Annotated in this window: 11 protein-coding genes; 4 read left to right on the top strand and 7 right to left on the bottom strand. The window is 64.1% G+C overall.

Translation table 11 applies throughout. The features are described 5' to 3' along the window. The first annotated feature begins 290 nt into the window (after nt 1–290). Together LB533_RS21995 and kynU are read left to right on the top strand one after the other, a co-directional pair. Nucleotides 291–962, top strand: a complete 672-nt coding sequence (locus LB533_RS21995; RefSeq protein WP_140638175.1) for a TetR/AcrR family transcriptional regulator — start codon at nt 291–293, stop codon at nt 960–962. Nucleotides 963–964: 2 nt separating this feature from the next. Then, complete coding sequence (kynU, locus tag LB533_RS21990) at nt 965–2,212, top strand: kynureninase (RefSeq protein ID WP_140638174.1); 1,248 nt, start codon at nt 965–967, stop codon at nt 2,210–2,212. A 63-nt stretch (nt 2,213–2,275) separates the two neighbouring features. On the opposite strand, the gene kynA is transcribed toward kynU, so the two are convergent. Next, nucleotides 2,276–3,112, bottom strand: coding sequence for a tryptophan 2,3-dioxygenase (kynA, locus tag LB533_RS21985; protein ID WP_140638173.1), 837 nt, complete (start codon nt 3,110–3,112; stop codon nt 2,276–2,278). Then, entirely contained in the window at nt 3,109–4,734 is a 1,626-nt protein-coding gene (locus tag LB533_RS21980; protein WP_140638172.1) for an AMP-binding protein, read from the bottom strand. The genes kynA and LB533_RS21980 overlap by 4 nt, the downstream gene beginning before the upstream one ends. Before the next feature lie 166 nt (nt 4,735–4,900). Between LB533_RS21980 and LB533_RS21975 the strand changes: the two genes are divergently transcribed. Further along, nucleotides 4,901–5,740 carry an alpha/beta hydrolase gene (locus LB533_RS21975; protein ID WP_140638171.1) on the top strand — a complete coding sequence of 280 codons (840 nt, stop codon included), beginning with the start codon at nt 4,901–4,903 and terminating at the stop codon, nt 5,738–5,740. Between the two features lie 36 nt (nt 5,741–5,776). Here LB533_RS21975 and glp read toward each other — a convergent pair whose 3' ends face one another. The 5 genes from glp to LB533_RS21950 are packed head-to-tail and all read right to left on the bottom strand — an operon-like array spanning nt 5,777 to nt 11,201. Further along, nucleotides 5,777–6,982 (bottom strand): gephyrin-like molybdotransferase Glp, encoded by a 1,206-nt coding sequence (glp, locus tag LB533_RS21970; RefSeq protein WP_140638170.1) that lies wholly within the window; start codon nt 6,980–6,982, stop codon nt 5,777–5,779. After that, nucleotides 6,982–7,482: a cyclic pyranopterin monophosphate synthase MoaC gene (gene moaC / locus LB533_RS21965; RefSeq protein WP_140638169.1), complete on the bottom strand. Its 501-nt coding sequence runs from the start codon at nt 7,480–7,482 to the stop codon at nt 6,982–6,984. Before moaC ends, glp begins: the two co-directional genes overlap by 1 nt. Before the next feature lie 2 nt (nt 7,483–7,484). Continuing rightward, nucleotides 7,485–8,297, bottom strand: a complete 813-nt coding sequence (gene trpC, locus LB533_RS21960; RefSeq protein WP_140548397.1) for an indole-3-glycerol phosphate synthase TrpC — start codon at nt 8,295–8,297, stop codon at nt 7,485–7,487. Between the two features lie 4 nt (nt 8,298–8,301). Then, entirely contained in the window at nt 8,302–9,312 is a 1,011-nt protein-coding gene (trpD, locus tag LB533_RS21955; protein WP_140638168.1) for an anthranilate phosphoribosyltransferase, read from the bottom strand. After that, nucleotides 9,309–11,201 carry a SurA N-terminal domain-containing protein gene (locus LB533_RS21950; protein ID WP_140638167.1) on the bottom strand — a complete coding sequence of 631 codons (1,893 nt, stop codon included), beginning with the start codon at nt 11,199–11,201 and terminating at the stop codon, nt 9,309–9,311. Before LB533_RS21950 ends, trpD begins: the two co-directional genes overlap by 4 nt. A 143-nt stretch (nt 11,202–11,344) precedes the next feature. Here LB533_RS21950 and tpiA point away from each other — a divergent pair, with 143 nt between their 5' ends. After that, nucleotides 11,345–12,112 (top strand): triose-phosphate isomerase, encoded by a 768-nt coding sequence (gene tpiA, locus LB533_RS21945; RefSeq protein WP_140638166.1) that lies wholly within the window; start codon nt 11,345–11,347, stop codon nt 12,110–12,112. The last annotated feature ends 74 nt before the right edge of the window (nt 12,113–12,186 follow it).

Raw genomic sequence — 12,186 nt, 5'->3', positions numbered from 1 at the left:
GTCAATGCGCTCTCAGGCTCTTTGAAACTATTTTGGTTAATGGCCTGTGGCCCGGCCGATCTCCACTCTTGGTACAAGCCTGAAAACTGTGTGACCGGCAGGTGCCGGCTGCCTTTCGGGGCGGATCAAAATCTCCGCGGCTCGTGAACGAAACGAAACCAAAATGCCAACTTCCTGCCGGAAAGTGGCCAGACATCACCGGACGCGACGGGCTGCGTTCGTTCGCTCCTTGCTTCCCGTTCGCTTGACTAAACCGTATAATAATGTACGGTTTTCGAAGAGGAACACCAATGACCACGCCGAAGCAGGCCGCGCGACGCGAACGGATAGAGGAGGCCGCCTATGCGGTGCTCCGGGAAACCGGCTACAAAAGCGCCTCCCTGCTTGCCATCGCCAAGCGGGCATCGGCCTCGAACGAAACCCTTTACAACTGGTACGGCAACAAGCAGGTCCTGTTTCGATCCTTGATCGAAGCCAATGCGGGAGAAGCAAGGAAGCTGCTGGAGGACGCTCTTCACCAAGCGCGCGATCCACTCGAAACCCTGAATTCGCTCGGGCCAGTCCTGCTGACCCTTGTGACGGGCGACAAGGCGGTGGCGCTCAATCGCGCCGCAGCCGGCGACGTCAACGATACAGGCACGCTGGGCCAATCGATCGCGCAATTCGGCCGCAATACCATAATGCCGCTTGTCGGCGACCTGCTTCGAACCGCAAGTCGGGCCGGCCTGATCGCCTGTGACGATCCTGTCGAAGCCGCCGACATCTACATCAGTCTTTTGATCGGCGATCTCCAGGTTCGCCGGATCGTCGGGGTGCTCGAGGAGTTGCCTCGGCCGGAAATCGAGCAAAGATCGAACCGGGCGTTCACCCTGTTCTTGCGCCTCTATGCGGCCAGCCCTTGCCCCGGCGGCAAAACAGCCGGCCCGTTTCCGGGGCGCTCTTCTCACCGAGGAACATCGTGACCATGAGCAAAATTCCCGATCTCGCAGCGATCGAGGCAATGGACACCGCGGATCCGCTGCGTGCCATGCGTGACCGCTTCACCTTGCCTCAAGGGGTGATCTATCTCGACGGCAATTCGCTGGGCGCCGCTTCCCCCGCCGTGTTCGGCGAGCTGCAGAAGGCCGCCACGCAGGAGTGGGCGCAGGATCTGATCCGCGCCTGGAACACCGCCGGCTGGTTCGACATGCCGGTCGAACTCGGCGACCAGCTCGGGCGCCTGATCGGGGCCGCCGCCGGCCAGACGGTGGTCTGCGATACCACCTCGATCAACATCTACAAGGTGCTGCATGCGGCACTCGGGATGCGGCCGGACAGGTCGGTCGTCGTCGCCGAGGGGGACAGCTTTCCGACCGATCTCTATATGGCCGAGGGCGTTGCCTCGACACGGCCGGGCACGGTGCTGCGGCTCGAGGGTGTCGATGCGCCGTCCATAGAAGAACTGATCGACGAGCGGGTTGCGGTCATCCTGGTCAACCACGTCAACTACAAATCCGGGCAGCTGCGCGACATGGTCGCGCTGACGCGCAGGGCGCATGAAGCCGGCGCGCTGATCGTCTGGGATCTCTGCCATACCGCCGGCGCCTTGCTCGTCGAGCTCGACCGTTCGAACGCCGATTTCGCCGTCGGCTGCACCTACAAATATCTCAATGGCGGCCCGGGTGCCCCGGCCTTCATTTACGCGGCCGAGCGCCACCATGGCGATGTCCGCCAGCCGCTCAGCGGCTGGTGGGGCCATGCGCGGCCATTCGCCTTCGAACAGGGTTTTGCTGCCGGCACCGGCATTCGCCGGTTTCTCTGCGGCACGCAGCCTGTGCTGTCGATGCGCGCGCTCAAAGGGGCGCTCGATGTCTGGAACGACGTCGACATGGCAGAGGTGCGCAGGAAGAGCATCGCATTGACCGATCTGTTCATCCAGCTCGTCGAGGCAAAATGCGGCGCCTACGGCCTCGAACTCGAAAGTCCGCGCGACGGCAATGAGCGCGGCAGCCAGGTGTCGTTCCTCCACCGGCACGGCTATCAGGTGATGCGGGCCTTGATCGAGCGCGGCGTGATCGGCGATTTTCGCGCGCCATCCACGATTCGCTTCGGCTTCACGCCGCTTTATGTCGGCTATGTCGATGTCTGGCAGGCGGTCGAGGTGCTGGAAGACATTTTGCGCACGGACGCCTGGCAGGAGGCGCGTTTCGCCGTCAAGGCGGCGGTGACTTAAGAGCCCGTCGCTCAGAAAAGCGCAGCGTTTTCGAGATAACGATCTGCACTCGGCAAAGCTACGTCAGAGCCGGGTACGAACCTTCCACAGCTCCGGGAATAGTTCGACCTCCAGCATCTTCTTCAGGTAGGACGCGCCTGATGTGCCGCCGGTGCCGCGCTTCATGCCGATGATGCGCTCGACCGTGGTGACGTGGTTGAAGCGCCAGCGGCGGAAATAATCCTCGAAGTCGACCAGCTTCTCGGCGAGTTCGTAGAACATCCAGTAGCGTTGCGGGTCGCGGTAGATGGTCTGCCAGGCGACAAGGACCTCTTCGTTCTCGGTCCGCGCTTCGCGCCAGTCCGTACGCCTTGCGTCGCCACCGATGTCGAAGCCGTTGCGGGCGAGCAGCAGCAGCGCCTCGTCGTAGAGCGACGGTTGCGCCAGGATCGCCTCCAGTTTCTCGCTGAGGTCTGGCCGGTGCTTGTGCGGTCCAAGCATTGCGAGATTGCGGTTGCCGGCCATGAACTCGATGGCACGGTACTGCCACGACTGGAAGCCCGAGGACTGGCCAAGCGCGTCCCGGAACTCGGTGTATTCGCTGGGCGTCATCGTGCGCAGCACGTCCCAGGCATTGTTGAGCTGCTCGAAGATGCGCGCGACACGCGAAAGCATCTTGAAGCTCGGTTCGAGACGGTCTGCGCGGATGGAGCGGATTGCGGCGCCGATTTCGTGCAGCGCGAGCTTCATCCAGAGTTCCGACGTCTGGTGCTGGATGATGAACAGCATCTCGTCATGGGCTGACGAAAGCGGCTCCTGCGCCTCGAGCACCTTTTCCAGATGCAGATAGTCGCTGTAGGACATGCGCTCCTTGAACGACATTTCCGCGCCCTCGGTGGAAGGGTCGTAGGGCTTGCTCAATTGATCTTCTCCGCGCGCAGCCGGAAGCGCTGGATCTTGCCGGTCTGCGTCTTGGGCAAAGCGGCGATGAATTTTACCGAGCGCGGGTATTTGTAGGGCGCGATCGTCGCCTTGACATGGTCCTGCAGGCGCTTGACGGTCATTGCGTCCGGCGCCACGCCTTGCACGAGCACCACATGCGCCTCGACGATCTGGCCGCGCTCGGCATCCTCGGCGCCGACCACCGCGCATTCGGCGACATCGGCATGCGCCAGCAGCGCCGCTTCGACCTCTGGGCCGGCGATGTTGTAGCCGGCACTGACAATCATGTCGTCGGAGCGCGCGGCGAAGTGGAAGAAACCGTCCTCGTCCTGCCAGAACGTGTCGCCGGTGAGGTTCCACCCGTCGCGGACATAGTCGCTCTGCCTGGCATCGGCCATGTAGCGGCAGCCGGTCGGTCCCCGCACCGCGAGCCTGCCTGCGGTGCCGCGCGGCACTTCACGCATTTCGTCGTCGACGATGCGCGCCTGATAGCCGCCAACGGCCTTGCCGGTGGAAGCGGGCTTCATGTCGTCGAAACGGTTGGAAATGAAAATATGGAGCATTTCCGTGGCGCCGATGCCGTCGAGGATCGGCTTGCCGGTCTTTTCAGTCCATTCCTCGAAGACCGGCGCGGGCAAGGTCTCGCCGGCTGAAACCGCGACCCGCAGCGACGATAAATCGGCCCCTTCGTCCATGGCCTTGAGCATTGCGCGATAGGCGGTGGGCGCGGTGAAGGAGATCGTCGCTTTGTAGGTTTCGATGATTTGGACCATGTTGGGCGGCGTGGCCTGTTCCAGCAGCGTCGCCGCGGCGCCGAAACGCAGCGGGAAGATGGCGAGCCCGCCAAGGCCGAAGGTGAAGGCCAGCGGCGGCGAGCCGACGAAGATGTCGTCGGGCGTCACCTGCAGGATCTCGCGGGCGTAGGCGTCGGCGATGATCAGGAGGTCGCGGTGAAAATGCATCGTCGCCTTCGGCACGCCCGTGGTGCCTGAGGTGAAGCCGAGCAGGGCGACGTCGTCACGCCCGGTCTCGACGGCGGTGAAGGTGACCGGCTTGTCGAGGGCGGCGCGATCGATTTCGGCGTCGTGGTTGGCGGTGCCGTCGAAGCCGATGACCTGCTTGAGGAACGCGCTGTCCTTGGCGCAGGCGGTCATCTCGTCCATCAGCCTGGTGTCGCACAGCGCTGTGGTGATTTCGGCCTTGTCGACGATCTTGGCGAGTTCGCCGGCGCGCAGCATCGGCATCGTGTTGACCACGACGGCGCCGACCTTGGTGGCGGCCAGCCAGCAGGCCACCATTGCGGGGTTGTTGGCCGAGCGGATCAGTACCCGGTTGCCTGGCTTGACGCCGTAATTCTCGACCAGCGCATGCGCCAGCCTGTTCGTCCAGTCGGATAATTCCTTGTAGGTGCGGCGGCGGCCATTGCCGATCAGCGCGGTGTGGTCGCCGAGGCCTTTCTCGACCAGCCTGTCGGTCAGTTCGACGCCGGCATTGAGCCGTTCGGGATAGTCGAAGCCGTCAAGCAGGAAGTCCGGCCATTGATCCGGTGGCGGCAGGTTATCGCGCGTGAATGTGTCGATATGCGCTGATGGCCCAAGCATTTTCGGCTGCCCCTGTCTGCCTCACGCCCATCGCTGAACAAGGCACAGGATCGCACCAGTCGAAATTTGTTTCAAGCCTAAAATGTTTTGCCCCGGAGCATTGACGTTGCCTCTGTCGATCGTCATTGCTAGCGGCTGAAACGATGCCGTCCGGGGGAGGGTGCCGATGCTCGAACATCGCATTGCCGATTGGGACAATGCCTACGCCAACGGCGCCAACATCGCCGGCAGCGATCGCTGGCCGGCTGCATGGGTCGAGCCGGCGCAGGCATTTCGCGATGCGCTTGCGGCAAAGGGCAGGGCTCAGCTCGACATCGCCTATGGCGACAGGCCGCGCAACAGGCTCGATCTCTTCCTTCCCGCCGCCACGCCCAAGGGGCTCGTCGTGTTCATCCATGGCGGCTACTGGCTGGAGTCCGACAAGGATACCTGGTCGCATCTCGCCAGGGGCTCGGTTGACAGCGGCTTTGCCGTGGCGATGCCGTCCTATACGCTCTGCCCCGACATACGCATCGCCGGCATCTCCCACGAGATCGGCGCAGCGATCGGCAAGGCGGCGGCGATGGTCGGGGGACCGCTTATGCTGACCGGGCATTCGGCCGGCGGCCATCTCGCCAGCCGCATGGCGACGACATCAACGCCCCTGGCAGCCGGCGTGGCAAGGCGCGTACGCCACGTCGTTTCGATTTCAGGCCTGCATGACCTGCGTCCGCTCATGCGCACCGGCATGAATGCGGCGCTGAAAATCGATGAAGCCGAGGCGCTGACGGAAAGCCCGGCGCTGCTGCGGCCCATGGATGGCGCGCGCATCACGTGCTGGGCCGGAGGCGGCGAGCGGTCCGAGTTCTTGCGCCAGAACGCCTTGCTGGCCAATATCTGGACAGGGCTTGGTGCCGTCACGAGCGCGGTGGTCGAGCCGGACCGACATCATTACGACATTGTCGAAGGCCTGGCCGATCCGGCGCATCCGCTGACACGAGTTTTGCTAGCGGAATCAACGATCTGATTTGTCGCTAGAATCAGCTGGTTATACGGGAAATATTCACCTCAGCATGAGAACGCTGCAAGCGTCTCCTGCAGCCGCAGCGGATACAAATGGTTCGCGCACGATCAGTCCGTTGGCGTCGGCCAGCATCCTCAGCATCGAGGAATCCTGGATGCTGAAAGGGGTTGCAACCAGGATGTCGGCCTTTTGCCTGACCACCGCCCGCACATAGTCCTGGCGCAGATCATTGGCCTGCATAGCGGCGCCCAGCCGTGCCTGACGGATATCTTGCCGGAAATTGCGGCCGCCGAGGCGTGCCAGGAGCGGTTTCAGGAACAGTTGCGAGCAGACGAGGCTCGCCACCGGATTGCCGGGCAGGCCGATGCACCTGATGTCGCCGAGGCGGCCAAACATCAGCGGCTTGCCGGGACGCATGGCGATCTTCCAGAAACCGAGCGTCATGCCTTCGCCGGTCAGCACGTCATGGATCAGATCGTGGTCGCCGACCGAGGCGCCGCCGAGCGTGACGATGACATCAGCGCCGGCCGCGACCGCTTTCCTGACCAGCGCCGCGATGGCTTCCTCGCGGTCAGCGGCAATGCCGAGATCAAGCGCATGCGCACCGACCGATTGCGCGGCGGCGGCGACGCCGTAGGCGTTTGACGAAATGATCTGGTCGGGGCCCAGTTCGCTGCCGGGCGGCAGCAGCTCGTCGCCGGTGGCGATGATGGCAACCAGCGGCCGCTTCACGACGCCCACCCGGGGATGGTTGGCCGAGGCGACAAGCGACAGTGCTGCCGGATCGAGCACCCGGCCTTTTTCCAGCAGGGTGTCGCCCTCCGAGAAATCGAGCCCGAAGCGGCGGATGTTGCGCCCCTCGGCGGTCGGTTCGACCACCTCGATGCTGCCGCCGCCGAGGTCACGAACGTTTTCCTGGATGACGATGGTGTCTGCACCTTGCGGCAGCGGAGCACCGGTGAAGATGCGCACGGCCTGCGCCTTGCCGACGGCGCCGTCAAAGCCGCGCCCGGCCGCCGCCATGCCTATCACCGAAAGCCGGGACGGCACGGACGCGACATCGATGGCGCGGACTGCGTATCCGTCCATGGCAGAGGCGTTGAAGGGCGGTTGGGTGCGCAACGCCACCACCGGCTCCGCGAGAACGCGATCCACGGCCTCGAGGAGCGAAACGCTTTCGCTCGCAAGCGGCGCAGCACCCTCCAGCAGGCGTTCGAGCGCTGCTGCGACCGGAAGCAGCGCCATCAGGCGACCGCCCCATCTTCGCCAGCGGCTTTGTAGTCGCCCGACTTGCCGCCGGTCTTTTCGACCAACCGGATGCCGGTGATGACCATGGCGCGGTCGACCGCCTTGGCCATGTCGTAAATGGTCAGGCAGGCAACCGAAGCCGCGGTGAGCGCTTCCATCTCGACGCCGGTCTTGCCGGTGACGCGCGCCAGCGCAATGATCTTCAGTCCGGGCAGGGCAGGATCGGGCTCGATGTCGACGGAGACCTTGGTCAAGAGCAGCGGATGGCAGAGCGGGATCAGCTCATGCGTCTTCTTCGCTGCCATGATGCCGGCTATGCGCGCGGTGCCCAGCACATCGCCTTTCTTGGCATTGCCGGCCAGGATCATCTTCAGCGTCTCGGGCCGCATCGAAACGAAACCCTCGGCGACGGCGGTGCGCGTCGTTTCGTCCTTGCCGCCGACATCGACCATGTTGGCCTCGCCCTGCGCGCCGAGATGGGTGAGGGCGGCCGTCATCGTCAGACAGCCTCGGCCGCTGCCTTGCCGGTGAGCAGCGCGCGCGTTGCCGCGGTCACATCCTGCTGGCGCATCAAACTTTCGCCGACCAGGAACGTGCCGATGTCGCTCTTTTGCAATCTGAGGCAGTCGTCATGAGAGAAGATGCCGCTTTCGCTGACCAGCAAGTAACCACCCGGCACCATCGCCCGCAGTCGTTCCGAGGTTTCGAGACGGGTCTCGAATGTCCGCAGATTACGGTTGTTGATGCCGATTAATTGCGACGACAGCTTCAGTGCGCGCTCCGTCTCGGCCTCGTCGTGGACCTCGATCAGCGCATCCATGCCGAGTTCGAATGCCGTCGCTTCAAGCTCGCTCGCCAAATCGTCATCGACGCTGGCCATGATGATCAGGATGGCGTCCGCCCCCCAGGCGCGAGCTTCATGGACCTGATAAGGATCGAACAGAAAATCCTTACGCAGCGCGGGCAGGGTGACGGCGGCTCTTGCCTTGGTGAGAAATTCCGGCGCGCCCTGGAAGGACGGTGCGTCGGTCAGCACCGAAAGACAGGCGGCGCCACCCTTTGCATAGGCCCGCGCGAGCGCTGGCGGATCGAAGTCGGCGCGGATCAAGCCCTTGGACGGGCTTGCCTTCTTGATCTCGGCGATCAGAGCGAAGCCGCCGGATCTGCGCTTCGCCTCAAGTGCCGCGAGGAAGCCGCGCGGCGCGTCAGTGTCTTTCGCCCGCGCCTTGATCTCGGCCAGCGGCACGCGCGCCTTGGCCGTCGCGATCTCGTCGCGCTTGTAGGCCTCGATCTTGCGCAGGATGTCCGACATCTGTCTAACCGTTCGAAATCTCGACCAGCCGGTCGAGCACCTGCAGCGCCCGACCGCTGTCGATGGCTTGCACCGCCGTTGCCATGCCGTCGGCGAGCGTCGTCGCCTTGCCAGCCACCACCAGGCCGCCACCGGCGTTCATCAGCACTGTGTCGCGAAAAGCGCCCACGGCGCCACCCAGCATAGCGCGCAAGGCCTCGGCGTTGTAGGCAGCGTCGCCGCCGCGCAGTTCTTCCTTGGTGTGACGGGCCAGGCCAACCGCTTCGGGCGTCAAGGTGAAGGTGCGGATCTCGCCGCCGATCAGTTCGGCGACATGCGTTTCGCCCGTGGTGGTGATCTCGTCGTAGCCGTCACCATGAACGACCCAGGCATGTTCGGTGCCCAGCGCCTTCAGCGTCTCGGCCACCGGTATGATCCATTCCGGCATGAACACGCCGACCATCTGCCGGCGCACGTCGGCCGGGTTGGAGAGCGGACCGAGCAAGTTGAAGATGGTCCTGGTGCCGAGCTCCACGCGGGTCGGGCCGACATGCTTCATCGCCGGGTGATGTGCCGGCGCGAACATGAAGCCGACACCGGCCTCGTGGATGCAGCGGCCGATGGCCTGCGGCGTGAGGTCGATCTTGACGCCGAGCGCGGTCAGGACGTCGGCCGCACCGGTCAGCGAAGACAACCCGCGATTGCCATGCTTGGCGACCGGAACCCCGCTGGCGGCGATGACGAAAGCGGATGCCGTCGAGATGTTGACGGAGTGCGAATTGTCGCCGCCGGTGCCAACGATGTCGATGGCCCCGACAGGTGCGTCGACGCGAAGCATCTTGGCGCGCATGGTGGCGACGGCGCCCGAAATCTCGTCCACCGTCTCGCCGCGCACACGCAACGCCATCAGGAAGCCGCCGATCTGACCGGGCGTAGCATCGCCCGACATGATGATGTCGAAGGCCTCGCGCGCCTCGTCGAAGGACAGGGCGGTGCCGGTCGCGACCTTGGCGATATGGGTTTTCAGCGCGCTCATCTTGTCGAGGCTTGGGCAACGGCAGCCTGGTCGACGCGGACGCCGTACTGCGTCTGCAACTGCGCCACCAACTGGTCGAGCAGGTCGTCCGACATGCCGGCGGTGAAGGACTTGCGCGCGTCCTCGGGCACCGAACTGGCGTCGGCCCCGGCGGGTTCGAACACCTCGGCGACCTTGAACAGGATTTGGGCGTCGCTGGTGGGAGAGGGGATCAGGCCGGTGCCGCCTTCGCCGACGCCGAACATCACCGCTGCACCTTCCTTGCCGAAATCGGCGTCGTCGGCCTCGCGCTTCAGGCCACGCTTGGTCTGCTTTTCCAGCTTGAGCTCGCCGGCGATGACGTCGAGCGTTGCGCCGGCCTTGAGCCGTTTTTCCAGCTCCTGCGCCTTGGCGGTCAACCGCTTGGCCGTCTCGGCCGCAGTCCAGTCGGCAACGACTTTCTGGCGAACTTCGTCCAGCGTGCGGTCGCGGGCCGGCGTGATCGAAGCCACTTCATAGAAAATGAAGCCGTTATCGGCCGTGGTCAGCGCCTCGTTTTCGGTATTCGGTTCGGCTTCGAAGGCAGCCTTGATCAGAGCAGGCGATTCCGGCAGGTCCTTGACGATGGAGCCATCGGGCCGCAGGCCACTGCGATCGATCGCGTCGATGGTGACGACCTTCAGCTTCAGCTTGGCGGCGGCGTCGGCCAGCGAACTGCCGGCGGCGCGACTGTCCTCGTAATTGTCGTGCACGTCCAGAAGGATGCGGCTTGCCTCGCCCAGCGCCAGGTCCTTGCGGATCTGGTCCGACACTTCGGCCAGAGGCTTCACGACTTCGGGCTTGATCTCGGTGACGCGCAGCAGCACGGGACCGAAGGCACCCTGCACGACAGGGCTCACCTCATTGACGTTGAGCGCAAAAGCAGCGTCGGCGACCGCCTTGTCGGCGATCTTGTCCTTGGCGAGCGTTCCGAGCAGCGTGTCGGCCGGGGTCTTGCCTTCCGCAGTGACGAGCTTGTCGAAGGTTGCGCCGGACTTCAACGAATCGAGCGCGGCCTTGGCCTCGTCCGGCGTCTTGAACACAAGCTGCTCTATGGTGCGCATCTCCGGAGTGGTGTAGCGCGCCTTGTTCTTGTTGTAGTCGTCGCTGACCTGGGCGTCGGTCACCGAGCTCGTATCCATGATGTCCTGCGGCTCGAGCCTGACATAGGAAAACTTGCGGTATTCGGGCGCGGCATAGGTCTTCTTGTTGGCCTCGAAATAGGCCTGCAGCGCGCTGTCGCTCGGCGCCTCGATGGGTTCGACCAGCGCCTTCGGCAAGGTCAGATAGTCGACCGTACGATCCTCGCCACGGTACAGGGCTACCGCCTTGAAGAAGGTGTCAGGCGCCTTGAGGCCGTCCGAAACCGCCTCGACGATCTGCTGGCGCACCGCGACCTGGGCCCGATTCTTCAAATAGTCCTCCGGGCGCATGCCGACCTCACGCAGCCTGTATTCGAAGGCTCTCCGATCGAACTGTCCGCCGGGGCCCTTGAACGCCGGATCCTCGCGGGTGAGTTCGGCCAGCCGGTCCTTGGACAGGCCAAGGCCGAGCTTACGAGCCTGTTCGTCGAGGACCGCGCCCGAAACAAGCTGCGCCAACACCTGGTTGTCGACGCCGAGCGCCTTTGCCTGTTCGTGGGTGAGGCGCTGACCGAATTGCTGCGACATGACGGCGAGCTGGCGGTCATAGGCGAGGCGGTATTCGTTGATCGACACCTTGGTGCCGCCAGCCGTGATGACGGAGTCGTGGCCGGCAAGGCCACCCATCAGCCGTCCCGATACGCCCCAGACCGCAAAACTGACCACCAGCAGCGAAAGCAGTAACTTCGCGACCCAGGTGCCCGCCGCGCTTCTCAATATACCAAGCATCGTTACTTCCGATTTATGCGCATTTTCGGATGCGCCGAGTCTGAAACAAGCGCAATAGCGCCCTTCCGGTCCACTGTCGATTGCTTTGTGGCTTGATTTTGGTAGTGAGAACGCCAGCCGAATGTCACCCGGAGAAGCAAACGATGACGCCAGGAATTCGCCCGCTCGTCGCAGGCAACTGGAAAATGAACGGTACCAGCGCCTCGCTCAACGAACTCAGGATGATCGGCAACGGTTTCATGAGCGGGCTCGACGCAGACACCGAGGCGCTGGTCTGCGTTCCCGCGACCTTGCTCGCCCATGCCGCCGAGATTCTGTCGCGTACGCCGGTTCATGCCGGCGGTGAGGATTGCCACGCCAAGGAGAGCGGCGCCTATACCGGGTGCATCTCCGCGGAGATGCTGAAGGATGCGGGCGCGACCCACGTCATCGTCGGCCATTCCGAATGCCGCGAACAGCGCGGCGAGGATGATGCGACAGTTCAGGCCAAGGCCTCCGCAGCCTGGCGCGCCGGGCTTGTGGCCATTGTCTGCATCGGCGAGACGCGGCAGGAGCGCGAAGCGGGCGCGACGCTGGACGTGCTGTCACGCCAGGTTGCCGGTTCGGTGCCGGCAAGCGCTACCGCGTCCAACACGATCGTTGCCTATGAGCCGGTGTGGGCGATCGGCACCGGCCTGACGCCGACCGTCGCCGATGTAGCCGAGGCGCATGCGCATATTCGCGAAAAACTGTCGGAGAAACTCGGCACCGCCGCGGGCAAGATGCGCATTCTCTATGGCGGTTCGGTCAAGCCGTCCAATGCAGTGGAACTGCTTGGGGTCAGGAATGTCGACGGCGCGCTGGTTGGCGGCGCCAGCCTGAAAGCGGCCGACTTCCTGGGCATCGCGGAAGCCTATCGCAGCATCGCCTGATGACTTAGCGCGGCGCCGAAGCGGGCGCGGCGCACGGGAAATCGTTGTAAAGGACGCCTTGCTTCCCATATTCC

It is taken from the genome of Mesorhizobium sp. BR1-1-13, assembly GCF_020165515.1.
Taxonomy (GTDB): Bacteria; Pseudomonadota; Alphaproteobacteria; order Rhizobiales; family Rhizobiaceae; genus Mesorhizobium.
This window is presented reverse-complemented; position numbering and strand designations above follow the sequence as displayed.